The organism is Streptomyces thermodiastaticus (genome assembly GCF_014656135.1).
Lineage (GTDB): Bacteria > Actinomycetota > Actinomycetes > Streptomycetales > Streptomycetaceae > Streptomyces > Streptomyces thermodiastaticus.
Map to the genome: position 1 here is coordinate 211,223 of NZ_BNBV01000001.1, position 25,531 is coordinate 236,753.

A 25,531-nucleotide genomic window follows, 5' to 3' on the forward strand; every position below is an offset into this window, starting at 1 on the left:
CGGCTCGTCGGCCCACCGGGCCAGGGCGGCCGGCACCACGGTGACGCGGTGGTGCTCCGGCCGCGCAGGTCCTCTCCTCAGCCCGGCCAGGCCCCGCCGGCCAGGAAGGTGTCGATCGCCGCGGCGTACGGGGTGATGTCCAGGCCCTGCCCGGCGAGCCAGGCGTCCGAGTAGTACTTGTCGAGGTAGCGGTCCCCCGGGTCGCACAGCAGGGTCACCACGCTGCCCTGGCGGCCTTCGGCGCGCATCTCGGCGACGATCCGCAGGGCGCTCCACAGGCCGGTGCCCGTGGAGCCGCCCGCCTTGCGGCCGATGACGTGTTCCAGGGCACGCACGGCGGCGACGGCGGCGGCGTCCGGCACCCTCATCATCCGGTCGATGGCACCGGGCAGGAAGCTCGGTTCCATGCGCGGCCTGCCGATGCCCTCGATGCGGGAGCCGCGGTCGCAGGAGACGTCCGGGTCGCCGGTGACCCAGCCTGCGAAGAAGCAGGAGTTGTCGGGGTCGGCGACGCAGATGCGGGTGTCGTACTGCATGTAGTGGACGTAGCGCGCCAGGGTCGCGGAGGTGCCGCCGGTGCCGGCGGTGGCGACGATCCACGCCGGCTCGGGGAAGCGTTCCAGCCTCAGCTGGCGGAAGATCGACTCGGCGATGTTGTTGTTGCCGCGCCAGTCGGTGGCGCGCTCGGCGTAGGTGAACTGGTCCATGTAGTGGCCGCCGGTCTCCGCCGCGAGCCGGGCGGACTCCTCGTACATCGTCCGCGGGTCGTCCACGAAGTGGCAGCGGCCGCCGTGGAACTCGATCAGGCGGCACTTCTCGGCGCTCGTCGTGCGGGGCATCACCGCGATGAACGGCACCCCGATCAGCTGGGCGAAGTACGCCTCGGAGACGGCGGTCGAACCGCTGGAGGCCTCGATCACGGGGCGGCCGGGCCGGATCCAGCCGTTGCACAGGCCGTACAGGAACAGCGAACGGGCCAGGCGGTGTTTGAGGCTTCCGGTGGGATGGGTCGACTCGTCCTTGAGGTACAGGTCGATGCCCCAGTCCTCGGGCAGCGGGAAGCGCAGCAAGTGGGTGTCGGCCGAGCGGTTGGCGTCGGCCTGGACCTTGCGGACCGCCTCCTTCAGCCAGGTCCGGTAGGCGAGGTCCGTGCGGTCGACGTCGAGGGTGTCGCCGGTCCGGCGCTGGTCGGTGGTGCTCACGGCAGGACTCCTCAAGGGTGGGCGCCGGCGGCGTGTCCGCGGCCGGGGCGCCCCCGATGATAGACACCTGGAACACGCTTCTCACCTGCATAAACAGCTCTTTGGGCAGGTCAAAGGCAACCCTGGGGGCGCCCGCCGGGCGCGTGGGCGGCGCACGGCGCGCACGGACGGGAGCGCGTGTGTGCGCATGCTCCCGTAACACCGCTCAGCGCGCGGTCCGCACGCGCTGGTGCCTCGGCGGCCGGGGGCGGCAGACTGCGCCGCGCGGGACGACTCCGCACACGACCGCGCACGGGCACGCCGGACGGGCCGGGCAGGAGTACATGCGAGATCACGAACGACCGCACGACGAAAGGCGCCACGAAGTTGCGGCGCTGAACCCCTTGCGTCACTCTGGTCTCACGTCACTCTGGGTTTACCGGCGATAACGCTGCGAACCAGCCCGCCGGCCACGACAGCAGGCGGCAGTGTCACGCAGGCGTCCTGCTGCATTCGAAACGTCGTGTTCTTCCGGACCTCAAGTCGGGGAGTCGCAGCCGTGACCAGTCACCCAAGCAGGCACTGCACGGTGGAGCTCCAAGCCCTGCCGTCGCGGATCGGCCAGGTCCGCAGAATCGTATCGGCGCACTTGCGCTACTGGAATCTGGACGCTCTGATCGACCGGGCCGCGCTCGGTGTGACGGAGTTGCTCACCAACGTCCACCTGCACGCCCAGCCCGACAAGCTGTGCACCGTCCAGCTCGAGCACTTCATGGACCGGCTGACCGTCTCCGTGCACGACCACGATCCGCGGCTGCCGGTGGTGGAGGACCTGGGGCACGTCGCTCCGCTGGCCACCGAGGGCCGGGGGCTGGCGATGGTGGCCGCGATGAGCGAGAGCTGGGGCGCCCGCCCGGACGGGGACCGCGGGAAGGTCGTGTGGTTCACGCTGCCGGCCTCGGGCCATCCGGTCACGGTGCCGGGCCGGGTGCTGCGGCCGGCGGCCGGGGAGCAGCCCGTGCCCGGGCTCGCCGGCGTGGGAGCGGAGACCGCGCTCGACGGCTCCCGTCCCGCCCATGCTCCCGCCCGGTCCGCCGTTCCCGGCTGACCGGGCGGTGACCGGGCCCGCCGGGCGTCACGGCCCGGCGGGCGTCACGGCCCGGCGGGCGTCACGGCCCGGCGGGCCGCGGGGCGGTGGAACGCTGCGCGCGCGTTCCACCGCCGGTGACGCCGGTCGGCTCACCCCGCCGACCCGGAGCAGGTACCGGCCGTCGCCCAGCGCCTCGCAGCGCAAGGAGGTCCGGCGCCACTGGCCGATGCCCGCGTTGCCCGCGTCCTCGCAGGCCTGGGCCGACGGGCAGACGCCGGCGGGAACGGCCGCCGGGTCGTGCGAAAGCCGTACCGGAGTTGAGGGCCACACCGCCGACGACGGTGGCGGCGAGCGCCGCGGACACGCACCGCCTCCTCACCATGGGAACCCTTCTGAACGCCTGTCACGAGTGATTGCGGTACCAGGACGGCGTCTTCGGGGCGGAGGCGTCGCGCAACCGTCCGTTGCCGGCCACTGCGTGCGAGTCCCACCGGAAAGCGCGCACGTCCGGCCGATGTCCATGGGGTGACGTGAGAAAGGGGTGAACGGCGCGGCCCGCCCGCAGCGGAACGACACCTCGGCACGGTCCCCGTGCGGCCTGCCGGCGCATGCTCTCGGTCACCCGCGTCCGGCTTCTCAGGTGAGCACCGCCAGGGGGTCGTCGAGGACGGGCTGCCAGGCCAGTTCGGCGGCGCCGACCAGGCTGTTGTGGCTCAGCGTGCAGGGCAGGACGGGAACGGCGCCGCTGCGCCCCCACAGGCTGCGGCCGGCGACGACCGCGCGCAGACGGTCCGGGTCGGCCTCCAGCAGGGTGCGGTGCAGTCCGCCGAGGACGATGCGGTCCGGGTTGAGGATGTTGACCAGCCCGGCCAGTCCCAGGCCCAGACGGTCGATCAGGGCGGCCACGGCGTCGCGGACGGCCGCGTCGTCGCGGTGGTTGCGGACGAGGTCGTCGGCCTGCCGCAGCAGGGACACCTCCGGGCCCGGTTCGCGGCCGGCGGCGGTCAGGAGGGCCAGCGGGTCGGTCTCCACGTCCAGGCAGCCGCGGTTGCCGCAGTGGCACGGGCGGCCCTCGGGGTTGACCGTGAGGTGCCCGACCTCCAGGGCGAGCCCGGAGCTTCCGGTGTGCAGCCGGCCGTCCAGGACCAGCGCGCCGCCCACGCCGCGATGGCCGGTGGCCACGCACAGCAGATCGCGGGCGCCCCGCCCGGCGCCGTGCCGGTGCTCGGCGAGCGCGGCCAGGTTGACGTCGTTCGCCGCGAACGCCGGGCCGGTGATCCCGGCGGCCCGCACGCACTCCTCGAAGATCCGCCTGACCGGCGCGCCCACCGGCCAGGCCACGTGCAGCGGGTTGAGGGCCAGCCCCTCCGGCTCGGCCACCGCGGACGGCACGGCGACCGCGGCCCCGACACAGCGCCGCCCGGTGGTGCGCAGCAGTCCGGCACCGGCCTCCACGACGGCGCCGAGCACCTGTGCCGGATCGGCGTCCACGGACAGGCGTCCCGGCGCGGTCGCCACGATCCGGCCGCCGAGACCGACCAGTGCCGCGCGGAATCCGTCGGCGTGCACCTGCGCGGCGAGGGCGACGGGCCCGTCCTCGGCGATCGACAGCCGGTGCGAGGGGCGGCCCTGGGCGCCGGCGGCCGCGCCCGGCCGGGCGTCCACCCGGATCAGGCCCAGCGCCTCCAGTTCGGCGGCCACCGCGCCGGCCGTCGCCCGGGTCACCCCCAGCTCGGCGGTCAGCACGGCCCGCGTGGGGGCGCGTCCGGTGTGCACGAGCTGCAACGCGGGGCCGAGCGCACCGCGCCCTCGGTCCAGCCGCGTCCTGGAGGTGGTTCCTTCCCCCGCTGCCCGGGGGTCCGCCTTGCCGCTCATGAGGGCGAGTCTGTCATGATCCGCAGGCAGGGCGGCCCGCAGCCCGTGCCCGTGGGACGTGACGGCACGCCCGGGAGCCGCCCGCTACAGGCCGCTCACCCGCAGCGTGATGTTCAGCCGTCCGGCCAGGCCCAACTCCCTTGGCCCGGTGTTCGCGTGGATCCGGGGCACGCCGTGGTACGCGAACCGCGAGGGTCCGCCGAAGACGAACAGGTCGCCGCTGCGCAGCTCGATGTCCTGCCAGGGCCTGCCGCGGGTGCGGGTGTTGCCGAAGCGGAACACACAGGTGTCGCCGAGGCTGAGGGACACCACGGGGGCGTCGGAGTGCTCGTCGCTGTCGCGGTGCATGCCCATGCGGGCGTCGGCGCCGTAGAAGTTGATCAGCGCTATGTCGTACACCGCGTCGCGGGCCGCTGCGGGGCCGAGCGTCTCGCGCACCGCCCGCCGGCCCAGCTCGCCCAGCCAGGCCGGGAAGGGCTTGACCGGGGCGCCGTCGCCGTCGACGACGGTGCGGGCGTAGCCGTACGGGTACCAGTGCAGCCCGAGGCACACCTGCCGGGCGGTCATGGTGCCGCCGCCGGGTGTGCGCACGGTGCGCAGGCCGGCCGGCGGACGCGCCCACTGCCGGCAGGCCTCCAGCAGCTGCCGCTGCCGGGCCGGCTCCAGCCAGTCCGGCACATGCACCGCTCCCGGCGCCGGCTCGGTGCGGCCGCGGGGGAACAGCTCGGCGTCCATGTCTCCCATACTGCCCCGGCCGGGCCGGCCGCCGTCCGGCGGTCCGGAGCCGGGGCTCCGCTAGCCTGGACGGACGATGAACGACCCGATGACCACCCCCTGGGGCGAGCTGAAACTGTCCCGTTTCCCCGAGGACCCGCGCGACCGGCTGCGTGCCTGGGACGCCTCCGACGCGTACCTGCTGGAGCATCTGGCCGGCCAGCCGGTCGGTCTGTCGGGGAACGTGGTGGTCCTCACAGACCGCTGGGGCGCCCTGGTGACCGCGCTGGCGGCGCACCGGCCGGTGCAGATCACCGACTCCTGGCTCGGGCAGGAGGCGACCCGCGCCAACCTGGCCCGCAACGGCGTCGAACCCGGCGCGGTGGAGCTGCTCACCACCCAGGACGCCCCGCCGGAGCGGATCGACGTGCTGCTGGTGCGGGTGCCCAAGAGCCTGGCGCTGCTGGAGGACCAGCTGCTGCGGCTGGCGCCCGCGGTGCACGCCGGCACGGTCGTCGTGGGCACCGGCATGGTCAAGGAGATCCACACCTCCACGCTGACGTTGTTCGAGCGGATCCTGGGCCCGACCCGGACCTCGCTCGCCCGGCGCAAGGCCCGGCTGATCTTCTGCACCCCGGATCCGTCGCTGCGGCGGCCCGGCAATCCGTGGCCGCACACGTACACGCTGCCTCAGGACGTCGGTGCCGTCTCCGGCCGGACGGTCGTCAATCACGCGGGGGTGTTCTGCGCGGACCGGCTCGACATCGGCACACGTTTCTTCCTGCGTCAGCTGCCGAAGGCGCCGCGCGCCCGGCGGGTGGTGGACCTGGGCTGCGGCAACGGCGTGGTCGGTCTGGCGATGGCGCTGACCGCGCCTCAGGCCGAGGTGCTGTTCACGGACGAGTCGTTCCAGGCCATCGCCTCGGCCCAGGCGACGTACCGGGCGAACGACGTGCCGGGGCACGCCGAGTTCCGGGTGGGCGACGGGCTGTCGCAAGTGGCGGCCGGCAGCGTGGACCTGGTGCTCAACAACCCGCCGTTCCACTCGCATCAGGCGACGACGGACGCGACGGCCTGGCGGATGTTCACCGGGGCGCGGCGGGCGCTGCGCCCCGGCGGCGAGCTGTGGGTGGTGGGCAACCGTCATCTGGGCTATCACGTCAAGCTGCGCCGGGTGTTCGACAACTGCCGGCTGGTGGCGAGCGACCCGAAGTTCGTGGTGCTGCGCGCCGTCAAGAGGTGACCGAGCCGGTCCTCGCGTCGCGGCCCCGGCCGGTCAGCGGGGTGCGGCCGTCGTCCGCGGGGTGCCGATCACGCCGATGAGACGGGCCACCTCGGCGGCCATCGCCTCCCGGCCCTGCGTGAGGTAGCTCCGGCAGTCGACCGCCTCCGGGCGGGCGGCGAGGGCGGAGCGGACGGCGCGGGTCAGGGCCGCGTTGAGGGCGGTGCCGACGTTCACCTTGCCGATGCCGCCGGCGACGGCCTGGGCGAGTTCGCCGTCGGGCACGCCGGAGGAGCCGTGCAGGACGAGCGGGACGTCCAGGGTGTCGGCGAGCCGTTTGACGAGGTCGTGGTCGAGCGCGGCGGTCCGCTCGGTCATGGCGTGCGTGGTGCCCACGGCCACGGCGAGGGCGTCCACCCCGGAGGCGGTGACGAACGCGTGCGCCTCCCCCGGGTCGGTCCGGGCGCCGGGGGCGTGGGCGTCCAGCGAGGGCCGGCCGTCCTTGCCGCCGATCTGGCCCAACTCGGCCTCCACCCACAGCCCGTGGGCGTGCGCCCAGTCGGCGGCGCTCCGGGTGCGGGAGAGGTTCTCCGCGTACGGCAGCCGGGAGGCGTCGTACATGACGGAGCTGAAGCCGGCGTCGGCGGCCTGCCGCAGCAGGTCGTCGCGCTGGACGTGGTCCAGGTGCAGCGCGACCGGGACGGCGGCGTGCTCGGCGGCGGTGACCGCGGCCCGGGCCAGCGGCAGCAGCCGCCCGCAGCGGAACGCGACCGTGTTCTCGCTGACCTGGATGACCACGGGCGCGCCGGCCTGCTCCGCGCCGGCGACGACCGCCTCGATGTGTTCCAGGGTGATGACGTTGAAGGCGGCGACGGCGGAGCGGGCAGCGGCGGCGGCGCCGACCAGCTCACCGGTGGCTGCAAGCGGCACGACCGGTCCTTTCGAGGGTGGGGGCAGGGGGTCGGGGCCAAGGTGTCAGGGGGTGAGGACGACGGAGCGGGTCAGGTGGCGCGGCCGGTCCGGGTCGAGTCCGCGGGACGCGGCGACGGCGAGGGCGAGGCGCTGGGCGCGGACCAGTTCGGCCAGCGGGTCGAGGCCGCCGTCGATCCACATGCCGCCGGTGGCGCGCACCTGGTCCGCCAGGCCGTCCGGGGCCGGGCCGAGCATCCAGGTGGCGGTGCCCCTGGTGGTGATGCTGATGGGGCCGTGCCGGTACTCCATCGCCGGGTAGGCCTCGGTCCAGGACAGGGAGGCCTCACGCATCTTCAGGGCGGCCTCGTGGGCGAGCCCGACCGTCCAGCCGCGGCCCAGGAAGGTGAACTGGGTGCAGCCGGGCAGTCCCTCGGGCAGCGGCTCGGCCAGGGCGGTGCGGCCGTCGGCGACGACGGCGTCGGTGTGCAGGCCGAGGTGGGCGCGCAGCAGGGTCAGCGCGGTGGTGGCGAACCGGGTCTGCACGACGGAGCGTTCGTCGGCCCAGTCCAGCACGACCACGTCGTCGGCGGCGTCCATGACCGGTGTGGCGGGGTCCGCGGTGACGGCGGTGGTGCGCGTCCGGCCCTTCGCCCTGTCCAGCAGGTTCAGGACTTCCGTGGTGGTGCCGGAGCGGGTGAGGGCGACGACGCGGTCGTAGGAGCGGTGGTGTGGGAACTCCGAGGCGGCGAAGGCGTCGGTCTCGCCCTGCCCGGCGCTCTCGCGCAGCACGGCGGCGGCCTGGGCCATGTAGTACGACGTCCCGCAGCCGACGATCGCCACCCGTTCCCCCGGGGCCGGCAGTGCGGTGCGGTGTCCGGCGGCCTCGGCCGCGACGCGGGCCCAGCACTCGGGCTGGCTGGTCAGTTCGTCCTCGGCATGGCTCATGGCAGCCCCTTCGCCGTGTGATTGTTCGTGCACGATAGCCACTGGTTTCGAGCAGGTTCAAGCATCTTGACGGCGCATGGGTGCGTTAGGGTCGCGAAGAAGCAGGAAACGGAGGCCACCCATGTCGCGCGACGCCCGCTGGAAGGCGCTGCTGGAACTCCTGGTCGAGCGGGGCCGGCTGGACGTCGAGGAGGCGGCGGCCGAGCTGGGCGTGTCGGCCGCGACGATCCGGCGGGACTTCGACCGGCTCGCCGAGCAGCAGATGCTGATCCGCACCCGGGGTGGCGCGGTCGTGCACGGGGTCTCCTACGAGCTGCCCCTGCGCTACAAGACAGCGCGCCGGGCCTCCGAGAAGCAGCGGATCGCCCAGGCCGTCGCCTCTCTGGTGGCTCCGGGCGAGGCGGTCGGCCTGACCGGCGGGACGACCACCACGGAGGTGGCCCGTGCCCTGGCCGTGCGTGAGGACCTCGCCTCGGGGTCGCCGGCCCTGACGGTGGTGACCAACGCGCTCAACATCGCCAACGAGCTGGCCGTGCGGCCCCAGTTCAAGATCGTGGTGACCGGTGGCGTCGCCCGCCCTCAGTCGTACGAGCTGATCGGCCCGCTGGCGGACGGTGTGCTGGGGCAGATCACGCTGGACGTGGCGGTGCTGGGCGTGGTGGCCTTCGACGTCACCCACGGTGCCGCGGCCGACGACGAGGCGGAGGCGGCGATCAACCGGCTGCTGTGCGAACGCGCCGGCCGTGTGGTGGTCGCCGCGGACTCCAGCAAGCTCGGCCGCCGTGCCTTCGCCCGGATCTGCACGGCCCGGTCGGTGGACACGCTGGTGACGGACACGGCGGCGACGCCGGACGCCGTGCGCGGCTTCGAGGACGCGGGGATCCGGGTCGTCACCGTCTGAACCACCGCTGCCCGCACCGCCGCCGCGCCCAGCGGCACGACCGCGTCCGCGCGGGATCGGGGCCGCGGCCGGGCCTCGCGCGGCCCTCGACCCGCACCTGCCGGCGGACACGACCGGCATGCCCCGGGTGTGTCCGGGTGCGCCGCGGCACCTCGGCACCTCGCGGCCACGGGCGCCTCCTGCGTCGCGGAGGCCCGGACTCTCCCCTGGGGGCACACTGGCAGTAGGCCGTCCGTGCTCACGAGGGGGTGTCGACGGTGACACGTCGCGCGGGAGTGTGGCTGTGGCGATGGCGGCGCAATCCGCTGCGGCGGACCTGCGACGTCGTCGAGGGATGGATCCTGCTCGTGGCCTGGGTCCTCGCCGTGGCCGGCGGTCTGGTGGCGGGTCTGCTGACGGCAGGCGCGATCCAGCACAGCGCGGAGCAGGCCCGCGCGCGGAGCCAGCCCGTGCGGGCCGTGGTAGTCCAGGAACCGCCCGGGGATTCCGCCCGGCCGACGAGCAGCGCGCTGGTGTGGGGCACGGTCCGGTGGACCGACCCGGACGGCTCGGCCCACACCGGACGGACCCGGATCCCGGCCTCCGCGACCCCCGGCGCGCAGCTGACGGTGTGGACCGACGGACGCGGCACGCTGACACACCCGCCCGCCTCCGCCGCCGACACCGCCTTCCAGGCCTGCCTGGGCGGTCTGTGGGCATCGGCCGCCGGCGCCGGGCTGGTGATCGGCGGCACCAAACTGGTCCAGGCCCGCCTCGACCGGCGCCGCTTCGACCAGTGGGAGGAGGAATGGGCCCGCGTGGACGCGCAGTGGCGGCGGAAGACCGGCTGACGCCCACGCCCCTCCGCCCGGCGGCTGCGCGCCCCGGCGCTCTTGCCGCCGCCTCCGCGCGCCCGTAGCCTCCTTTTGTGCCGCCACTGAACAAAGTCCGTTCGCACAGCGCCGTGCCGGACCGCGACCTGAGCCGGCTGCGGGCCGTGCTCACCACGTTCTTCGCCCTCGACGGTTTCGTCTTCGCCGGCTGGGTCGTCCGCATCCCCGACATCAAGCACCAGGTCCACGCCTCCGCCGGATCGCTCGGCCTGGCCCTGCTGGGCGTGTCCGCGGGCGCCGTCGTCACGATGACTCTCACCGGCCGTCTGTGCCGCCGTTACGGCAGTCACCCGGTCACCGTGGTGTGCGCCGTGCTGCTCTCGCTCAGCGTGGCCCTGCCGCCGCTGACCCGCTCGGCCCCGGCCCTGGCCGCCGTCCTGCTGGTCTTCGGCGCCGCGTACGGCGGCATCAACGTCGCCTTCAACAGCGCGGCCGTGGATCTGGTGGCCGCACTGCGCCGGCCGGTCATGCCCAGTTTCCACGCGGCCTTCAGCCTCGGCGGCATGGTGGGGTCCGGGCTGGGCGGACTGGTGGCCGCACACCTGTCCCCCGCCCGCCATCTGCTGGCCCTCGCCGTGACCGGCCTGCTCGTCACCGGCGTGGCGGGGCGCGCCCTGCTGCGGCGGAAGCCCCCGGCACCGGCACACGGACACACGGCGGCGGACCGAGGCCGGGCCGGGCCCGCCGAGGACACGCATGCGGGCCGTGCGGGAAGCCGCGGCGTGGTGTTCGTCCTCGGGCTGGTCGCCCTGTGCACGGCGTACGGCGAGGGTGCCATGGCCGACTGGGGTGCGCTGCATTTCCAGCAGGACCTGGGGGCCTCACCGGGCGTGGCGGCGGCCGGTTATGCCTGTTTCGCGCTGGCGATGACGATCGGCCGGCTGTCGGGGACCGCTCTGCTGGAACGACTGGGCCGCACCCGGACGATCGTCGCGGGCGGTTGCACCGCCGCGGCCGGCATGCTCCTCGCCTCGCTCACCCCGTCCGTCGGGGCGGCGTTGCTCGGGTTCGCCGTGACCGGGCTCGGGCTGGCCAACCTCTTCCCGGTCGCCGTCGAACGCGCCGGTGCCCTGGCCGGCCCGAGCGGCGTCGCGGTCGCCTCCACCTTCGGCTACGGCGGCATGCTCCTCGGTCCCCCGGCGATCGGCTTCATGACCGACTGGCTGTCGCTGCCGGCCGCGCTCACCAGCGTCGCCGTCCTGGCCGCCGTCGCCGCCGCGATCGGGCTCACCACCCGTCGGACCGCCGGCCGGTGACGGCCCGGGTGCCGGCGGAACCCTGCCGCGCCCCGTGCGATGTCCGGCACACTCCCTGTCATGAAGACTGTGGGGACTGCCGAGCTGCTCGGCGCGCTCGACCGGGAGGGACGGCTGCTGGCCGAGGCGGCCGAGGCGGCCGGCACCGACGCGCGGGTGCCGCCCTGCCCGGGCTGGAGCGTGCGGGACCTGCTGCGCCACACCGGTGTGGTGCACCGGTGGGCCACCGCGTTCGTCGCCGATGCACACACCGCGCCCCGCCCGATGGGCGATCCGCCGGACCTCGACGGCACGGACCTGCTCGCCTGGTACCGGGCCGGCCACCGCCGCCTGGTCGACACCCTGGCCGAGGCACCGGACGACGTACGGTGCTGGACGTTCCACCCGGCGCCGGTTGCGTCGCCGCTGGCCTTCTGGATCCGGCGGCAGGCGCACGAGACGGCCGTCCACCGCTTCGACGCGGAAGCGGCACGCGGCGGCGCCGTCACGGCCGTGGACACCGGTTTCGCCCTCGACGGCATCGACGAGCTGCTGCGCGGATTCCACGCGCGGTCGCGCAGCAAGGTGCGCACCGCCGGGCCACGTGTGCTGCGGGTGCGGGCCACCGCCAAAGGCCGCCCGGGCACCGGCAGTGACGGCTCGGGTGACGACACCGGCGGTGCCACGCTCGCGGTGTGGACGGTCCGGCTGTCGCAGGATCCGCCGGTGACCGTCCTGGACGCGTCCGAGGACGCGGACGCCGAACTCACCGGTCCCGCCGGCCGGTTGTATCTGGCGCTGTGGAACCGTGTGCCGGTGCCGGCGGTGACGGGCGACGCCTCGCTCGCCGCACTGTGGCGGGACACCTCGGCGATCGTCTGAGTGCCCCGGGTGTGCCCGCATGACGGCCCCGGTGCGCAGCTCACGGCGTCGGCGCCCGGCCAGGTGTGCGGCGCCGGGGTGTGTGACTCGCTCCGCCGGCCCGGACGAGCCGGTCCGGCTCATGCCCCGGCCGTCCCGGCAGGAACGGCCCAGGCGCGGATCACGAAGGGCCGCGACACCACGGTGACGGCGACCGAGCACGCCGCCGCGGCCGTGATGGCCGCGGCAGGACCGGTGTACTGGGCGACGCCGCCGGCGATCGCGGCGCCGATGCCCTGCCACGCCATCCGGCCGGCGGACTCGACTCCTTGCACCTGTCCCTGGACCGGTTCCGGGGTCAGCGCGAGAAGCTGCTCCTGCAGCGGCAGGGTGGCGGCGAACCCCGCACTGGCGAGGAACACCGCGGCCGTCGCCACCGGCACCGGCGGATGGACGGCGAACAGCAGGTACGGCACGGCGAGCAGCAGACGCAGCGCGAACGCCCAACGGCGCCGCTGCCCGGCGGTGAGCAGGCGCCCGACCGTCAGGTCGCCGAGGAGCATGCCCGCCGATCCGGCGGCCAGCAGCGCGCCGGCATGTCCGGGCGCGTAGGAGAGGAACAAAGCCTCGCAGCCGACGATCAGGCCGTTGGGGACCCACAGGTTCAGCAGCAGCGCACGCTGACCGGAGTGGGAGAAGAGCGCCACGTTCGTGGTCCAGGTCTGGCGCGGCCCGGGGCGACGGACCGGACGGATCGAGTGGTTCCGCACGGTCGCCGCCACCACGAGCAGTCCGGCCGCGGTCAGGGCCGTCGCCGTGACGAAGACTCCCTGCGGGGTCAGGCAGCGCAGCAGCACGGCGCCGACCGCGTAGCCGATGACCGACATACCGCCGGAGGTGATGTTCATCAACGACCGTGCCAGGGCGTACGCACAGGACGGCACCACCTCGGCCAGGAGCCCCATCCGTGTCCCGTTCTGCAGGGACTGGAAGAACCCCAGCACGAGGAGGAGACCGAACCGGACGACGAGCGGCAGTCCCGGTATCGCCTGCGCGGCAACACCCGCGAGTGCCACGCACTGGAGTGCGACCAGGGTGCGCCGAGGACGGTTCCCGTCCGCGACGGACATCAGTGTCAGCGCGCCGAGCACCGTCGCGAAGGTGGCGCCGTACATGCTCACGGCGGTCAGGAACGGAGACGCGGTCTGCCGGCTGACCAGCGTGCCGAGCGCGAAACCCGACAAGGTGCTCGCGGCGACCGACAGTGTGAAGCCGGCGTACAGCCCGGCGAACTCCCGGTTGCGGAGCAGGGCGCGGTAGCTGGTGGTGGGAGGTGCGCTGGATGCGGACGAGGACGTGTCAGAAGGCATGAAAAAAGCCTCCGTGCGCTCCCGTTGGGGCGCCGAAGGCGAGCGGGGTCAGCATAGCAGCTGTTCGGTGTGGCGGCGGGCGCGGGCTGGAGGGGCTCGCGCCCCCCTTGGCATGATCTCCAGCCCCTGCGATCATCAGCAGGCCTGTGCGGAACGCTCAGTTGACGGCTGCGTCGCCGAACCGCGTCGTTCTCGGTGTGGGTTGCCGATGTGTGCCGCGCCGGTCGGCCACCGCAGCCGACGGGCGCATCCGCCCCGACCGGCATGCGGTGAGCGCACGTCGAGGCGGTGTGCACCTGCGCGGTCGTCGCCCGGGCCGTCGTCGCGGGTGTCGTCAGCAGGCCAGACCCACTCCCTGTGCCAGCCGGAGCGCAGCCTGCCGGAAGAACGGCTCCCGGTGCTCCACCACGCCGTGGAACTGTCCGAACACCTCGAAGCCGATCAGGCCGAACAGCTGCGCCCAGGCGGCGACGAGCGCGGCGACCGCCTCGGGCGGCAGGTCGGGGGCGAGGTCGGCGGCCATCCGCGTGGCCTCGGGGTGCAGGTCGGCGGGCAGCGCGGGTGCGGAGAGGGTGCCGTCCCGGTGGGCGTCGCGGGCGATGGCGATGAGGAGCAGTCCGACCCTGGAGGCCGCCTGGACGGTGGTCTGCGGTGCGGTGTAGCCGGGGACGGGTGTGCCGTACAGCAGCGCGTACTCGTGGGGGTGAGTCATGGCCCAGGCGCGGACGGCCTCGCACACGGTCGTCCAGCGGTGCAGCGGTCCCGCGTCGTGGACCTGCTTCTCGGCCGTCTCCGCCGCCGCGCCCAGGGAGTCATAGGCGTCGACGATGAGCGCGGTCAGCAGCTCGTCGCGGCTGGGGAAGTACCGGTACAGCGCGGAGGAGACCATGCCGAGCGCGCGGGCCACGGCGCGCAGGGAGAGTTTCGCGGCTCCCTCGGCGGCGAGCTGCCGGCGTGCCTCGTCCTTGATCGCGGCGGTGATCTCCGTCCGGGCCCGGGCCCGGGCGCCTTGTGCGGTGCTCATGGCGGCAGTCTCGCACACCGGCGGAGCACTGCACACAAGCAAGATCACGGAACACGGACGAGAGCAGTGCTCTTGCTATGGAGCACTGCTCAATGCAGACTGGAACACGGAGAGAGCACTGCTCTCGCATTCGTCGCCACTTCTGTGGCCGCACCCTTGGGGGTCACCATGACGTCGTCGCCGTACTACCGCGAGGCCGGCCCGCTGACCGCACTGTTCAACCGAGCCGTCGGCCGGCTGGCCCGGTACGGGCTGAGCCTGGCGGGCAGCGCGGAGCTGACCGTACGGGGCCGTGTCAGCGGCACACCGCAGCGCCTCCCGGTCAACCCGCACACCCACGAGGGCGCCCGGTACCTGGTCTCGGCGCGCGGCCACTCGCAGTGGGTGCGCAACATGCGGGCCGCGGGCGGCGGCGAGCTGCGCGTCGGACGGACGGTGCGCCCGTTCCGCGCGGTGGAGGTGCCCGACGCCGAGAAGGTCCCGGTGCTGCGGAGCTATCTGCGGCGGTGGGGCTGGCAGGTCGGCACGTTCTTCGACGGCGTCACGGCGGCCTCCTCCGACGAGGAGATCGCCCGGGTCGCCGCCGACCACCCCGTGTTCCGGATCACGGTCACGCAGTGACGCATGGCGCAGCGACCGTCCGGGGCGGGGGCGGCCACCGCGAGAGGGGCGTCCCGCTGGGAGAAGGGGCGGCGTTCCGCTGTGAACGGGGGCGTCACCGGCACAGGCGGCGGCGCCCCGGCGACGACGGCGCTGGTCAGGACGCGGCCGTCTCCCGACCGTCCTGCTCACCCCGGGCCTGGTGTTCCTCGGGCCCGGCCTCGGTCGCGGGCCGCCGGTCCAGCACCGTCAGGGCACGCTGGGCCACGGGGTGGGTGCGCACGATCTCCGCGAGGGTGGTGGAGCCCTGGGTGATGTCCCGGAAAGCCCGCCAGGCCGGGCGGAAGCCGGTCAGCGCGGCGTGGAACAGGCCGGGGCGCCGCTGGTACACGGCCAGCATGCGCTTGCCGACGGACATCTCCACCCCGAGACCGGCCTTGAGGGCGAAGGCGTAGTTCAGGGCCTGGCGGCGGGCGTCCACCGCATCGTGCGCCTCGGCGATCCGGACCGCCCACTCCCCCGCGAGCCGCCCGGACCTGAGCGCGAAGGAGATGCCCTCACGGGTCCACGGCTCCAGCATGCCCGCGGCGTCCCCGCACACCAGCACCCGTCCGCGGGACAGCGGGGAGTCCTCGGTCCGGCAGCGGGTCAGGTGCCCGGAGGAGATGCGCGGCTCGAAGCCCGCCAGGCCCAGGCGGGCGATGAAGTCCTCGAAGTACCGCTTGGTGGCGGCGCCTTCGCCGCGGGCCGAGATCACACCGACCGTCAGCGTGTCGCCCTTGGGGAACACCCAGCCGTAGCTGCCCGGGATGGGGCCCCAGTCGATCAGCACACGTCCGCGCCAGTCCTCGGCGACGGTCTCGGGCACCGGGATCTCCGCCTCCAGGCCGAGGTCCACCTGGTCCAGCTTCACCCCGACGTGGGCTCCTATCCGGCTGGCACTGCCGTCGGCGCCGACCACGGCCCGGGCGAGCACCGTCTCACCGCCCTGCAGCACCACCGCGACCGTGCGCCGGTCCGGCACCGCGGCCCCGTGCTGCTCGACCCGCGAAACGGTGACGCCGGTGCGCAGTTCGGCGCCCGCCTTCTGCGCGTGCTCGACGAGCTGCTGGTCGAACTCCGGCCGGTTGACGAGGCCGAACAGCATCTGCTTGGAGCGGCGGGTGCGGGTGAACCGGCCCTCCAGGGAGAACGTCACCGCGTGCACCCGGTCCTTCAGCGGCAGCTCGAACCCGGGCGGCAGCGCGTCCCGCGAGGGACCGATGATCCCGCCGCCGCAGGTTTTGTAGCGGGGCAGCTCCGCCTTCTCCAGCAGCAGCACGCGCCGTCCGGTGACCGCCGCCGCGTAGGCGGCCGAGGCCCCCGCGGGTCCCGCGCCCACCACGACGACGTCCCACACCTGCCGCACGTCGTCCGCCGAAGAGTTGCCGCTGCTCACGTTCGTCCACCGCTCCAGATCAAGCCGACTGCCTCACCCCGCGCTCCCGGCTTCGCGCGAGCAAGGGGGTACCCCCATCTGTCCCACGCATCCTACGGCGGTCGCGATCACAGGCCGCTGTGGGAGGATCGGCGGATGCGTGCGCGGCTCAGGGGGGCGCGCCTACGCTGACACGACCATCCTGAACACCGCGGTGCTCACCCGGCGTCCTCCGGGCGCTGCCGAGCACGCCGACGCACCTACGAGGAGCGTGCCCATGTCGTCGCATCCGGTCGCCGAGACCGTCGCCGCCCTGCTGCCCAGGGCCCGGCAGGAGCTGGCCGAGCTGGTGGCCTTCCGGTCGGTGGCGGACTTCGCGCAGTATCCCAGGAGCGAGAGCGAGGGCGCGGCGAACTGGATCGCCGACGCGCTGCGCGCCGAGGGTTTCACGGACGTGGCGCTGCTCGACACCCCGGACGGCACGCAGTCGGTGTACGGCCACCTGCCCGGCCCCGAGGGCGCCAAAACGGTCCTGCTGTACGCCCACTACGACGTGCAGCCGCCGCTGGACGAGGCCGCGTGGACCACCCCGCCGTTCGAGCTGACCGAGCGGGACGGCCGCTGGTACGGGCGGGGCGCCGCCGACTGCAAGGGCGGCGTCGTCATGCATCTGCTCGCCCTGCGCGCGCTGAAGGCGAACGGCGGCATACCCGTCAACGTCAAGGTGATCGTGGAAGGTTCGGAGGAGCAGGGCACCGGCGGTCTGGAGCGGTACGCCGAGCAGCATCCCGACCTGCTCGCGGCCGACACCATCGTCATCGGTGACACGGGCAACTTCCGGGTGGGCCTGCCCACCGTCACCACCACGCTGCGCGGCATGACGCTCGTCCGCGTCCGGATCGACACCCTCGAGGGCAACCTGCACTCCGGTCAGTTCGGCGGTGCCGCCCCGGACGCGCTCGCGGCGCTGATCCGCACCCTGGACTCGCTGCGCGCCGAGGACGGCTCGACGACCGTGGACGGCCTGCCCGCCGACGCCGCCTGGGACGGCCTCGCCTACGACGAGGAGCAGTTCCGCGCCGACGCCAAGGTGCTCGACGGAGTCGACCTGATCGGGTCCGGCACGGTCGCCGACCGCCTGTGGGCCCGGCCCGCGGTCACGGTCCTCGGCATCGACTGCCCGCCGGTGACCGGCGCCACCGCGTCCGTGCAGGCGAGCGCCCGCGCCCTGGTCAGCCTTCGGGTGCCGCCGGGGCTGGACGCCACCGAGGCCACCAAGCTGCTCCAGGCCCACCTGGAGGCGCACACGCCGTGGGGAGCCCGGGTGCGCACCGAGCCGGCCGGCCAGGGCCAGCCGTTCCGCGCCGACACGGACAGCCCCGCCTACCGGGCGATGGCCGAGGCGATGGCGGTCGCCTACCCCGGCGAGCAGCTGCAGTACGCCGGCCAGGGCGGCTCCATCCCGCTGTGCAACACCCTGGCCGCGCTCTACCCGGAGGCGGAGATCCTGCTCATCGGCCTGAGCGAGCCGGAGGCCCAGATCCACGCGGTCGACGAGAGCGTCTCGCCCGAGGAGCTGGAGCGCATGTCGGTCGCGGAGGCGCTGTTCCTGCGCGCCTACGCGGGTTGACCCGGGCGGCGTCGGGCCGGGCGGCATCGACCCGGGCGACTGCGCACTGGCCGCCGCCGGTCCTAGAGGACTGGGAGCGGCCGTACCACGCGCGTGCCGTCCGGCTCCTGCCCCCGGGCGAGCCGGCCCGGCCCGCATGAGGCGCGGCATCCGGGCCCACGGGCGTACGGGATACGGGCGCAGCGGATACGGCCGTACAGGTGTACGGGCGCTGCGTGCCTGGGATTCAGCCGACCGGGACTCCTGCCTCCAGGTACACCGCGGCGGCCCGCTCACGGGCCCGCAGGGCCCATCGCAGCCGTGCGTAGCGGACCGGCGGCAGCAGGGCCTCGGCCTCCTCCTCGGTGACGAAGCGCCATTCGCGCAGCTCGGGTCCGGGCAGCAGCAGCCGGCTCACTGCGGCGGAGTCCAGCCGTCCGCCGTCGAAGAGCAGACGGAGGCCGCCGAAGCCGGGGGGTGCGGGCCGCTCCCAGTCGACGACCAGCAGCCGGGGCACCTCCTCGAGCCGTATCCCGGTCTCCTCGGCCACCTCGCGCATCCCGGCGCGGGCCGGAGCCTCGCCGGGCTCGACGACACCGCCGGGGAACTCCCAGCCGGGTTTGTAGGTGGGGTCGACGAGCAGCACCCGGTCCTGTTCGTCGAAGAGGAGCACCCCGGATGCGACGGTCTCGGCGGTGGGTTCGGGGGTCTGCACGATGTCGCAGGGCGCCACGGCCCCGGTGCCGACGGCCTCGGCGATGCGGACGGCCGTCTCGTACGGGGTGAGCGCGCTGGTGTCGATCAGGTGGGCGTCGGCGGCGAGCCAGGACGCGAGGGCGGCCCGGTAGGGCTCGATGTGGTCCAACGCCCACTGACGCAGCCGCAGGTCGCCGTCGGGCAGGTCCGGCGGTATCTCCCGCCCGGCTATCCGTTCCCGGAGGATCGTTTCGGCCGGGGCGAGGAGTATGTGCCGGACACCGATGCGGCGGGCCGCGAGGCCCCCGAAGATCTCGTCGCGATAGTCCTGGCGGAGCAGGGTCATGGGGACCACCAGGGTGCCGCCCAGCTCCGCGAGCAGCGCGGCCGCCGTGTCGATCACCAGCCTGCGCCAGATGGGCAGGTCCTGGAAGTCACCGACCTCGGCGAGATGCTTGGGCGGCAGCAGATGGTGCGTGAGGGCGCCGCCGATGACCTCGGGGTCGAAGAGCGTGCTGTTCGGGATCAGCTCGACCAGTTCCCGTGCGGTGGCGGTCTTGCCCGCACCGAACGTTCCGTTGAGCCAGACGATCACGCCGTCCCCCTCGTGTGTTGACCCCCAGTGGCTTGCCCGCTCCACCCTGCCACGGAAACCAGCCCCAGTTGAGGGCACCGCGCACACGACGGCGCCGGCACCCCGGACGGGATGGCGGCGCCGTCGTGTTCCTGGCCCTCAGCGTCCCTGGGCCTGGCCGTCGTTCTGTGCGGTGAGCTCGTCGCCGACGACATGGTCCACGGTGCCCACGGCGTCCTTGACGGTCAGATCGACGAGGGCGTCGCGGTCCTCGGCGTGGGAGGGGGAGACGGCGGCCACCACGAAGCCGGTGGCGAGGGAGGCGAGGGCGAGCATGCTGCGCTTCTTCATGCCCGGTCAACGGCTCAGAGCGGCATCGGTCACGGTCCGGCGCGCCACGCCGGCAGCCGACAGGGCACGGCGCATGTCCTTCTTTCCAACACACTCGCACAGCTACTACCGTGACCGCACACAGAATGACGTGGGCATGTAACCCCGTCGTCGTGAGCCCGGAGGTGCGTTCCATGCGTCACCCGTCCACGCGTCCCCGCCGCCGAAGACTGCTCGGAGCCCTCACCGCGTCGCTGCTCGCCCTGGCCGGCACGGCCCCCGCGGCCGTCGCCGCCGACCGGCACCCGCCGGCCGCGGACGGCGGACCGTCCGCCGCGCCCGCTCTCGCCGACGGGCTGGCCCTGACTCCGCCCATGGGCTTCAACAACTGGAACGCCACCCACTGCGGCCCGGAGTTCGATGAGGCCATGGTCGAGGGCATCGCCGACCTGTTCGTCACCTCGGGCCTGAAGGACGCCGGCTACGAGTACGTCAACCTCGACGACTGCTGGGCGCTGCCCTCCCGCGACGCCGACGGCAAGCTGGTGCCCGACCCGGCCCGCTTCCCGCACGGCATCAAGGCCGTCGCGGACTATGTGCACGCCAAGGGCCTGAAGCTGGGCATCTACACCAGCGCGGGCACCAAGACCTGCAACAGCGCCGGATTCCCGGGCGCGCTCGGCCACGAGTACAGCGATGCCGAGCAGTTCGCCGAGTGGGGCATCGACTACCTGAAGTACGACAACTGCAACAACCAGGGCGTCGACGCGAAGCAGCGCTACACCACGATGCGCGACGCCCTGAAGGCGGCGACCGCGAAGACCGGCCGCCCGATCGTCTACAGCATCTGCGAGTGGGGCGAGAACAAGCCCTGGGAGTGGGCCGCCGACGTCGGCCACCTGTGGCGCACCACCGGCGACATCAGCGACAGCTGGGCGTCGATGCTGTCCATCCTCAAGAAGAACCTGCCGCTGGCCCCCTACGCCGGTCCCGGCCACTGGAACGACCCGGACATGCTGGAGGTCGGCAACGGCGGCATGACCGACACCGAGTACCGCACCCACTTCTCGATGTGGGCGGTCATGGCGGCACCGCTGCTCATCGGCACCGATCTGCGCAAGGCGACCCCTGAGACGCTGGACATCCTGGGAAACCGTGAGGTCATCGCCGTCGACCAGGACCCGCTGGGCAAGCAGGGCACGGTCGTCTCCTCCGAGGGCGGACGCTGGGTCGTCGCCAAGGAGATGCGGGACGGCAGCCGCGCGGTGGCCCTGTTCAACGAGAGCGACACCGCGCAGCGCATCGCCACCACCGCCACGGCCGTCGGCCTGCCCGCGGCCGGCGGGTACACCCTGCGCGACCTGTGGCAGCACCGCAGCTCCCACACGGCCGGGACGATCGCGGCGACCGTGCCCGCGCACGGCACCGTCCTGGTCCGGGTGCGGGCCGACCGTCACTGGGCGGGGAAGCCGCCCGCCGTCGAACTAGGCGTCGACGGCCTGCCCCTGGTGGTGGCCGGCGACACGACGACGCTCACGTCCACGGCGACCGACCTGGGCCGCATCCCGGCCCGCGAGGTCGCCGTGTCGCTGACCGGCCCCGAGGGCTGGACGCTGCGGGCGCGCACCCCCGACCGTGCCGCCACGGTGCCGCCGGGCCGCACTGTGCGCACCGCCTGGGCGGTCACCCCGCCGAAGGACGCGCAGCCCGGTCCGTACGACCTGACTCTGACGGTGCGCCACCGGGCGCCGGACGGCCGGACGGTGTCGGCCGCGCTGCTGCTCACGGTTCCGGTGGTGGTGCCGCCGCCCACGGGCACGTCGTACCTGAGCGATCTGCCGTGGATGTCGGCCACCAGTTATTACGGCCCCGTGGAACGCGACACGAGCAACGGTGAGCGCCCCGCGGGCGACGGGCACCCGATCACCATCGGCGGCACCGTGTACGCCAAGGGCCTCGGTGTCCACGCGCCGAGCAGCGTGACGTACTACACCGGCGGGGCCTGCACCGCGGTCACCGCGGAGGTCGGCGTCGACGACGAGAAGGACACCAAGGGCACCGTCGCCTTCGAGATCTGGGCGGACGACACCGAGGCGGCCTCCACCGGTGTCCTCACCAACGCGATGCCCGCGCAGCACCTCGAGGCGGACGTGACCGGGGCCCAGGTGGTGCGGCTCGTGGTCACCGACGGCGGGGACGGCACCGACTCCGACCACGCCGACTGGGCCGACGCCCGGCTGACCTGCTGAGCCCGGCCGGGCGGCCCCTCGCGGGCCCCCGGCCGTGCGCGGGTTCAGGAGACGGCGGTCGCCGTGTCCGCCCGGCGGGCCAGCGCCGCGGCGGCCGCCCCGACCAGACCGGCGTCCGTGCCCATCCGGGCGGGCACGACCTGAAGCTGCTGGACGAACGACAGGGTGGCGTAGTCGCGCAGGGCGCGGCGCAGCGGGGCGAACAGCACCTCGCCCGCCTTGGCCACTCCCCCGCCGATCACCGCGATGTCGATCTCCACCAGCGTCGCGGTCGCGGCGATGCCCGCGGCCAGGGCCCGCGCGGCCAGCTCGAACGAGGCGAGGGCCACCGGGTCGCCGGCCCGGGCGGCGGCGGCCACCGCGGCGGCCGAGGTGTCGCCGTCCGGGCCGGGCCGCCAGCCCATCTCCACGGCACGGCGGGCGATGTTCGGGCCGCTGGCGATGCGCTCCACACACCCGCGCGCCCCGCACGGGCACGCGTCGCCGTCCAGGTCGACGCTGATGTGGCCGATGTGCCCGGCGTTGCCCGTCGGACCGGGGTGCAGCCGGCCGCCCAGGACCAGGCCGCCGCCCACACCGGTGGAGACCACCATGCACAGCGCGTCGTCGTGGCCGCGGGCGGCGCCCTGCCAGTGCTCGGCGGCCGTGATCGCCACACCGTCGCCGATCAGCTCCACGGGCAGCCCCCCGGCCGCGGCACGGGCCCGCTCCACGAGCGGATAGTCGCGCCAGCCCGGCACATTGACGGGACTGACCGTACCGGCGGAGGCGTCCACCGGGCCCGCGCTGCCGATGCCCAGGGCCGTGGCCCGCGCCCACAGCGGCGACCGGGCCAGCCGGCCGAGCACCTCCTCCACCGCCCCCATCACGGTGTCGCCGTCCTCCTGCGCGGGCGTCGCGCACTGGGCGCGCACCAGGATGTTGCCGTGGCCGTCGACCAGCGCTCCGGCGATCTTGGTGCCGCCGATGTCCAGCGCGGCCACGAGGTCGGTGTGCATGTCGTGTCAGATCTCCCCGTACACCAGTGGAAAACCGAAGGCGGGCGCAGCCGGCCGCGCGGTAGGGACGCGGTCCGGAGTGTGCGCTGCACAGTCTCTCGCGCGTATGACAACGTTGTCCAGGCTCTATGCTCGACGCCACATCCTCATACGCGTGAGGGACCCGACGCACCCCACCGTGGACGACTCACCTCCGCGGGCCGACGCACCCGCGGACGACAGGAATGGACGCCGCATCGTGCCAGGAACCGCCAGCCGAGCCGACCGCCCCGCCGACCGCCCCGCGGCCCACGCCGGATCCCGCTACGGCAACCGTCCCACCATGAAGGACGTGGCGGCCCGCGCCGGTGTGGGGCTCAAGACCGTCTCCCGTGTGGTCAACGGCGAGCCCGGGGTCACCCCGGACACCGAGCGGCGCGTCCAGGAGGCGATCCAGGCGCTGGGCTTCCGCCGCAACGACAGCGCGCGTGTGCTGCGCAAGGGCCGCACGGCGAGCATCGGACTGATCCTGGAGGACCTGGCGGACCCGTTCTACGGCCCGCTCAGCCGCGCGGTGGAGGAGGTCGCACGCGCCCACGGCGCGCTGCTCATCAACGGCTCCAGCGCCGAGGACCCCGCACGCGAGCAGGAACTCGCGCTGGCGCTGTGCGCGCGGCGGGTGGACGGGCTGGTGGTGATCCCGGCCGGCGACGACCACCGGTATCTGGAGCCGGAGATACGTGCCGGGGTGGCCATGGTGTTCGTGGACCGCCCGGCCGGGCGGATCGACGCGGACGTGGTGCTCTCGGACAACTTCGGCGGCGCCCGCGACGGGGTGGCACACCTGATCGCGCACGGCCACCGCCGCATCGGTTTCATCGGGGACATGCCGCGCATCCACACCGCGGCCGAGCGGCTGCGCGGCTACCGGGCGGCGATGGAGGACGCGGGGATACCCGTGGCCGAGAAGTGGATCTCACTGGGGGCGACCGACCCCGAGCGGGTGCGGCGGGCCGCCGAGGAGATGCTGTCCGGGCCCGAGCCGGTCACCGCCGTGTTCACGGGCAACAACCGGGTGACGGTGACCGTGATCCGGGTGCTGTCCCGGCATCCGCGCCCGGTCGCCCTGGTCGGTTTCGACGACATCGAGCTGGCCGACCTGCTCCAGCCGGGTGTCACCGTGGTCGCCCAGGACGCGGCAGCCCTGGGCCGCACCGCGGCCGAACGGCTCTTCCTGCAGCTCGACGGCGACGGCACTCATGTCGCCCCCGAGCGCATCGAGCTGCCGACGCGGCTGGTGATGCGGGGGTCGGGCGAACTGCCGCCCGTGGAGTGAGCGCACCGGGCTGGCCATGACCACGCCGGGTGCGTGCGTCACGGCCACGGGCGAGGCGCGGTCACCGGCCGCCGGCCGTCAGGGGTCGCGGCGGCCGGCGAAGCGCTCCTCGAAGTCGAAGCGCAGATCCTCGACGGGTTCGCGGGCGAGCTTGGCACGCACCCGGGAGTGGACCGGCTCGGCCAGATCGCCGGAGAGGCCGAGGACGGCGGCGAGGGACGCCGCGTCCGGGGCGTGCGCGTCGAGCGCGGCGAGGGCCGCGTCGCTCCCGGAGCGGACGGTGCCTGCGGTGAAGACGTCGGCGGGCACGTAGACGGTGTGGACGGGCTGCCGGCTCGCCCGGGTAGGGCTGCGATGGCGAGTTGCGCAGGGGCGGCCTTGCGGAGGCACGACGCACGGCGCACACCTCCGCCGGCCGCCGTGCACAGCACTCGGCCCCGCCGAACCGGAGCTCGGCGGGGCCGGGGAGAGCCTGCTGCCCGGGCACGGACCGGCGGCGCCGGTGCGCGTGCCGTGCGGGGCCCGGGCGTGTGCGACCGGAGGGTCAGCCCTTGCGAGCCTTGATCTCCTCGGTCAGCTGCGGGACGACGTCGAACAGGTCGCCGACGACACCGAAGTCGACCAGCTCGAAGATCGGCGCCTCCGGGTCCTTGTTGACCGCGACGATGGTCTTCGAGGTCTGCATGCCGGCCCGGTGCTGGATGGCACCGGAGATGCCGTTGGCGATGTACAGCTGCGGCGAGACGGTCTTGCCGGTCTGGCCGACCTGGTTGGTGTGCGGGTACCAGCCGGCGTCCACCGCGGCACGCGAGGCACCGACGGCCGCGCCGAGCTCGTCGGCGAGGGCCTCGATGATCGCGAAGTTCTCGGCGCCGTTGACACCGCGGCCGCCGGAGACCACGATCGCGGCCTCGGTCAGCTCCGGCCGGCCCGTCGACTCACGCGGCGTACGGCCGGTGATCTTCGTGCCGGTGGCCTTCTCGGAGAAGGTCACGTTCAGGGCCTCGACCGTGCCGGCGGCCGGCGCGGCCTCCGCGGGGGCGCTGTTGGGCTTGACGGTGATGACCGGCGTGCCCTTGGAGACGCGGGACTTGGTGGTGTACGAGGCGGCGAACACCGACTGCGTGGCGACCGGGCCGTTGTCACCGGCTTCCAGGTCGACGGCGTCGGTGATGATGCCGGAGCCGATCCGCAGCGCCAGGCGGGCGGCGATCTCCTTGCCCTCGGCGGAGGAGGACACCAGGACGGCGGCCGGGGAGACCTGCTCGTAGGCGGCCTGCAGCGCGTCCACCTTCGGCACCACCAGGTACTCGGCGTACTCGGGGGCGTCGTGGGTGAGTACCTTGACCGCGCCGTGCTCGGCGAGGGTGGCGGCGGTGTCGGCGGCGCCGTTGCCGAGGGCCACGGCGACCGGCTCGCCGATGCGGCGGGCCAGGGTCAGCAGCTCAAGGGTGGGCTTGCGGACGGCACCGTCCACGTGGTCGACATAGACGAGGACTTCAGCCATGGGACTTCTTCTCTCCTGCTGATGAGGGTGCGGG

At 73.9% G+C, this 25,531-nt stretch carries 22 protein-coding genes and 1 pseudogene; 10 read left to right on the top strand and 13 right to left on the bottom strand.

The features are described from left to right. Positions 1-77: 77 nt before the first annotated feature. Positions 78-1,202 (bottom strand): PLP-dependent cysteine synthase family protein, encoded by a 1,125-nt coding sequence (locus IE286_RS00905; protein WP_189794590.1) that lies wholly within the window; start codon positions 1,200-1,202, stop codon positions 78-80. Positions 1,203-1,740: 538 nt separating this feature from the next. Here IE286_RS00905 and IE286_RS00910 point away from each other — a divergent pair. Beyond that, positions 1,741-2,289 carry an ATP-binding protein gene (locus tag IE286_RS00910; protein ID WP_189794591.1) on the top strand — a complete coding sequence of 183 codons (549 nt, stop codon included), beginning with the start codon at positions 1,741-1,743 and terminating at the stop codon, positions 2,287-2,289. 618 nt (positions 2,290-2,907) lie between these two features. Here IE286_RS00910 and IE286_RS00915 read toward each other — a convergent pair. Together IE286_RS00915 and IE286_RS00920 are read right to left on the bottom strand one after the other, a co-directional pair. After that, positions 2,908-4,146 carry an ROK family protein gene (locus IE286_RS00915; RefSeq protein ID WP_189794592.1) on the bottom strand — a complete coding sequence of 413 codons (1,239 nt, stop codon included), beginning with the start codon at positions 4,144-4,146 and terminating at the stop codon, positions 2,908-2,910. A gap of 84 nt (positions 4,147-4,230) precedes the next feature. Then, positions 4,231-4,881: an alpha-ketoglutarate-dependent dioxygenase AlkB family protein gene (locus IE286_RS00920; protein WP_189794593.1), complete on the bottom strand. Its 651-nt coding sequence runs from the start codon at positions 4,879-4,881 to the stop codon at positions 4,231-4,233. An 88-nt stretch (positions 4,882-4,969) separates the two neighbouring features. Here IE286_RS00920 and IE286_RS00925 point away from each other — a divergent pair, with 88 nt between their 5' ends. Then, complete coding sequence (locus IE286_RS00925; protein ID WP_189794809.1) at positions 4,970-6,103, top strand: methyltransferase; 1,134 nt, start codon at positions 4,970-4,972, stop codon at positions 6,101-6,103. Between the two features lie 33 nt (positions 6,104-6,136). Here IE286_RS00925 and IE286_RS00930 read toward each other — a convergent pair whose 3' ends face one another. Continuing rightward, positions 6,137-7,012: a class II fructose-bisphosphate aldolase gene (locus tag IE286_RS00930; RefSeq protein ID WP_189794594.1), complete on the bottom strand. Its 876-nt coding sequence runs from the start codon at positions 7,010-7,012 to the stop codon at positions 6,137-6,139. A gap of 45 nt (positions 7,013-7,057) precedes the next feature. Then, positions 7,058-7,939 (bottom strand): SIS domain-containing protein, encoded by an 882-nt coding sequence (locus tag IE286_RS00935; RefSeq protein ID WP_189794595.1) that lies wholly within the window; start codon positions 7,937-7,939, stop codon positions 7,058-7,060. A gap of 121 nt (positions 7,940-8,060) precedes the next feature. Between IE286_RS00935 and IE286_RS00940 the strand changes: the two genes are divergently transcribed. The 4 genes from IE286_RS00940 (at position 8,061) to IE286_RS00955 (ending at position 11,829) form a co-directional block, all read left to right on the top strand. After that, positions 8,061-8,840 carry a DeoR/GlpR family DNA-binding transcription regulator gene (locus IE286_RS00940; RefSeq protein ID WP_189794596.1) on the top strand — a complete coding sequence of 260 codons (780 nt, stop codon included), beginning with the start codon at positions 8,061-8,063 and terminating at the stop codon, positions 8,838-8,840. 257 nt (positions 8,841-9,097) lie between these two features. Then, complete coding sequence (locus IE286_RS00945) at positions 9,098-9,670, top strand: Rv1733c family protein (protein ID WP_229861902.1); 573 nt, start codon at positions 9,098-9,100, stop codon at positions 9,668-9,670. Positions 9,671-9,783: 113 nt separating this feature from the next. Continuing rightward, a complete protein-coding gene (locus tag IE286_RS00950) occupies positions 9,784-10,968 on the top strand; it encodes an MFS transporter (protein ID WP_189794811.1) in 1,185 nt (394 codons plus the stop codon). Between the two features lie 60 nt (positions 10,969-11,028). Beyond that, entirely contained in the window at positions 11,029-11,829 is an 801-nt protein-coding gene (locus IE286_RS00955) for a maleylpyruvate isomerase family mycothiol-dependent enzyme (RefSeq protein ID WP_267969280.1), read from the top strand. Positions 11,830-11,948: 119 nt separating this feature from the next. Here IE286_RS00955 and IE286_RS00960 read toward each other — a convergent pair whose 3' ends face one another. Together IE286_RS00960 and IE286_RS00965 are read right to left on the bottom strand one after the other, a co-directional pair. After that, the gene (locus IE286_RS00960; protein WP_189794597.1) at positions 11,949-13,178 is read right to left on the bottom strand and encodes an MFS transporter; all 1,230 of its coding nucleotides are present in this window, start codon (positions 13,176-13,178) and stop codon (positions 11,949-11,951) included. Between the two features lie 334 nt (positions 13,179-13,512). Next, on the bottom strand, positions 13,513-14,202 hold the full coding sequence (locus tag IE286_RS00965; protein WP_189794598.1) for a TetR/AcrR family transcriptional regulator: 690 nt from the start codon (positions 14,200-14,202) through the stop codon (positions 13,513-13,515). 168 nt (positions 14,203-14,370) lie between these two features. Between IE286_RS00965 and IE286_RS00970 the strand changes: the two genes are divergently transcribed. Next, positions 14,371-14,823, top strand: coding sequence for a nitroreductase family deazaflavin-dependent oxidoreductase (locus IE286_RS00970; RefSeq protein WP_189794599.1), 453 nt, complete (start codon positions 14,371-14,373; stop codon positions 14,821-14,823). Positions 14,824-14,959: 136 nt separating this feature from the next. Here IE286_RS00970 and IE286_RS00975 read toward each other — a convergent pair whose 3' ends face one another. Further along, complete coding sequence (locus IE286_RS00975; protein WP_189794600.1) at positions 14,960-16,240, bottom strand: geranylgeranyl reductase family protein; 1,281 nt, start codon at positions 16,238-16,240, stop codon at positions 14,960-14,962. A 256-nt stretch (positions 16,241-16,496) separates the two neighbouring features. Between IE286_RS00975 and IE286_RS00980 the strand changes: the two genes are divergently transcribed. Beyond that, positions 16,497-17,849, top strand: a complete 1,353-nt coding sequence (locus IE286_RS00980) for a dipeptidase (protein ID WP_189794601.1) — start codon at positions 16,497-16,499, stop codon at positions 17,847-17,849. 226 nt (positions 17,850-18,075) lie between these two features. Here the strand turns inward: IE286_RS00980 and IE286_RS00985 are convergent, their stop codons facing one another. Both IE286_RS00985 and IE286_RS00990 read right to left on the bottom strand, forming a co-directional pair. Beyond that, complete coding sequence (locus IE286_RS00985) at positions 18,076-19,119, bottom strand: NUDIX hydrolase (protein ID WP_189794602.1); 1,044 nt, start codon at positions 19,117-19,119, stop codon at positions 18,076-18,078. A 138-nt stretch (positions 19,120-19,257) separates the two neighbouring features. After that, positions 19,258-19,449, bottom strand: a complete 192-nt coding sequence (locus IE286_RS00990; protein ID WP_189794603.1) for a hypothetical protein — start codon at positions 19,447-19,449, stop codon at positions 19,258-19,260. 173 nt (positions 19,450-19,622) lie between these two features. Between IE286_RS00990 and IE286_RS00995 the strand changes: the two genes are divergently transcribed. Next, positions 19,623-21,677, top strand: coding sequence for an NPCBM/NEW2 domain-containing protein (locus IE286_RS00995; protein ID WP_189794604.1), 2,055 nt, complete (start codon positions 19,623-19,625; stop codon positions 21,675-21,677). Positions 21,678-21,721: 44 nt separating this feature from the next. On the opposite strand, the gene IE286_RS01000 is transcribed toward IE286_RS00995, so the two are convergent. Beyond that, complete coding sequence (locus IE286_RS01000; protein WP_189794605.1) at positions 21,722-22,675, bottom strand: ROK family protein; 954 nt, start codon at positions 22,673-22,675, stop codon at positions 21,722-21,724. 238 nt (positions 22,676-22,913) lie between these two features. Here IE286_RS01000 and IE286_RS01005 point away from each other — a divergent pair, with 238 nt between their 5' ends. Further along, positions 22,914-23,990: a LacI family DNA-binding transcriptional regulator gene (locus tag IE286_RS01005; RefSeq protein WP_189794606.1), complete on the top strand. Its 1,077-nt coding sequence runs from the start codon at positions 22,914-22,916 to the stop codon at positions 23,988-23,990. An 84-nt stretch (positions 23,991-24,074) separates the two neighbouring features. On the opposite strand, the pseudogene IE286_RS01010 reads toward IE286_RS01005, so the two are convergent. Together IE286_RS01010 and IE286_RS01015 are read right to left on the bottom strand one after the other, a co-directional pair. Then, positions 24,075-24,326, bottom strand: a pseudogene (locus tag IE286_RS01010) (DUF6986 family protein); the annotation flags it as partial. A 208-nt stretch (positions 24,327-24,534) separates the two neighbouring features. Next, a complete protein-coding gene (locus IE286_RS01015) occupies positions 24,535-25,497 on the bottom strand; it encodes an electron transfer flavoprotein subunit alpha/FixB family protein (protein ID WP_189794607.1) in 963 nt (320 codons plus the stop codon). Between the last annotated feature and the right edge of the window lie 34 nt (positions 25,498-25,531).